The organism is Nevskia sp., assembly GCF_023266035.1.
In the GTDB taxonomy this organism is placed as follows: Bacteria; Pseudomonadota; Gammaproteobacteria; order Nevskiales; family Nevskiaceae; genus Nevskia.
In genome coordinates this window covers 1-1,928 of the sequence record NZ_JAHFRY010000081.1, presented here as the reverse complement: position 1 = coordinate 1,928, position 1,928 = coordinate 1, and the positions used below count along the sequence as shown (strand labels likewise).

1 protein-coding gene and 2 pseudogenes are annotated in these 1,928 nt (G+C 65.2%); all 3 read left to right on the top strand.

The annotated features are described in order from the left end of the window. Positions 1–367 (top strand): annotated as a pseudogene (locus Q0D45_RS13360) (lipid-transfer protein); the annotation flags it as partial. 207 nt (positions 368–574) lie between these two features. Beyond that, positions 575–1,567, top strand: coding sequence for a trypsin-like peptidase domain-containing protein (locus tag Q0D45_RS13355; protein WP_293393633.1), 993 nt, complete (start codon positions 575–577; stop codon positions 1,565–1,567). A gap of 292 nt (positions 1,568–1,859) precedes the next feature. Then, positions 1,860–1,928, top strand: a pseudogene (locus Q0D45_RS21660) (anthranilate/aminodeoxychorismate synthase component II); the annotation flags it as partial.

Below are 1,928 nucleotides of genomic sequence, written 5' to 3'. Positions count from 1 at the left end.
CGATCAGGTCTACGCGCAGGCTGGCGTCGGTCCTTCCGACATCGACGTCTGCGAGCTGCATGACTGCTTCACCGCCAATGAACTGGTGACCTACGAAGCGCTCGGCTTCGCAGCGATCGGCGGCGCCGAGAAGTTCATCAACGACGGCGACAACACCTACGGCGGCGCGGTGGTCACCAATCCGTCCGGCGGCCTGCTCGCCAAGGGCCATCCGCTGGGTGCCACCGGGCTGGCGCAGTGCACCGAACTGGTCGAGCAGCTGCGCGGCGTCTGCGGCCCGCGCCAGGTCGACGGCGCGCGGCTGGCGCTGCAGCACAACATCGGCATCGGCGGCGCCTGCGTCGTGACCTTGTACGGAACGGTCTGAGCACTGTCTGCTGGTGAGGGGTGCTGGCCGCTGCGCGGCGGCCAGCACAAAAATTTTGTCGCCCCCTTCACAGAACGGCTCTTTTCCGTCTCCGCAGAGCCTTCCAGAGCCGCTCAATGAGCAATCGATCACATCCACGGATCGAGGCCAGCCTTAGCTTTCGTCTACCCCGACTTCGGGCCCTTCAAAGACATTGGGAGAGACGACATGCTGAACAAACTCAACAAGATTGCGGTCACCGCAACGATGGTTTGCGGTTCGCTGCTGACCACTGCAGCGCACGCGGATGCGGTCTATACCGTGACCAGCGATACCGGCGTCGTGGCGCCGCTGGTCACTGCCGAAAGCTCGGGCAAGGGCTCCGCCGAAACTGGCGGCATTGTCAGCTTCCGCGGCGCGGATGTTGGCCGCCGCGATGCCGAAGCCGAGTTCTCGGCACGCACCTACAGCACCCGGGAAATCGCCGAGTTCGCGGCCAAGTACAAGACCATGATCCCGGCCTACGCACGTGACCAGGTGCAGACCGAATCGGTGATCGGCGCCGATCGCCGCTTCCGCAAGTACACGACCACGTTCCCGGAACGTGCGATCGGCCAGCTGACCTTCTCGCAGGCCGGCAGCAACTACATCTGCACCGCCTGGCTGATCGGCAAGGACACCATCGCCACCGCCGGCCATTGCGTGCACCAGGGCAACGGTGGCGTGTTCAGCACCAACGGCAAGTTCTATCCGGGCCGCAACGGTGCTTCGGATCCGTACGGCAGCTGCACGGTTCGCCAGTGGCGCACCAATTCCACCTGGATCAGCAACGGCTCGGACGAGTACGACTACGGCACCGCGAAGCTGAACTGCACGATCGGCAACACCACCGGCTGGTTCGGCTGGTTCTGGACCACCGCATCGCTGGTCGGCCTGCCGGTCGAAGTGTCGGGCTATCCGGGCGATACGGCGGCGGGCACGCACTACGCGTCGGTCAGCGACATCACGGTGTCCGAGACCCGCAAGACCCGCTATCCGCAGGACACGGCCGGTGGCCAGAGCGGCTCGCCGGTGTTCGAGCGTGACCGTGCTGCCGGTGCCTGCACTGGCGCCTGCGCCAATTCCATCCATGCGTATGGCGCGAACGGCGGCAACAACAGCGGTACCCGCATCACCCAGACGGTGTCTAACTTCTTCACGTCGTCGGTGAGCGCCCCGTAAAGGCGCTGGGCCAGCCGGGTGTCGCAGCTCGGCACCCGGCTGGCCCAGGATTCGTGATTGACCAGACGGGCCGGCCTCCCTGTTGGAAGCCGGCCCGTTGTCGTCTTCAGCGGCCGCGCGCCGCGCTCGGTAAACTGCGCAACCTCATCACCCGATCATCCTCTGGCCATGTCTCGCTGGCGTCGCTCATCCTGAAGTCTTGCCCGTTCCGCTACGGCTCGATCCGTTGCCGTGAACCGCTCCGATGCACCCGACGCCGACCGCTTACCGCCAGCCCGCGAGGCCGCACGCCATGATCCTGATGATCGACAACTACGACTCCTTCACCTACAACCTCGTCCAGTATTTCGGCGAGCTCGGG

What these genes read in the sequence shown, in the direction of transcription:
- Q0D45_RS13355 (WP_293393633.1), top strand. Translation starts at nt 575, where the DNA reads ATGCTGAACAAACTCAACAAGATTGCGGTCACCGCAACGATGGTTTGC.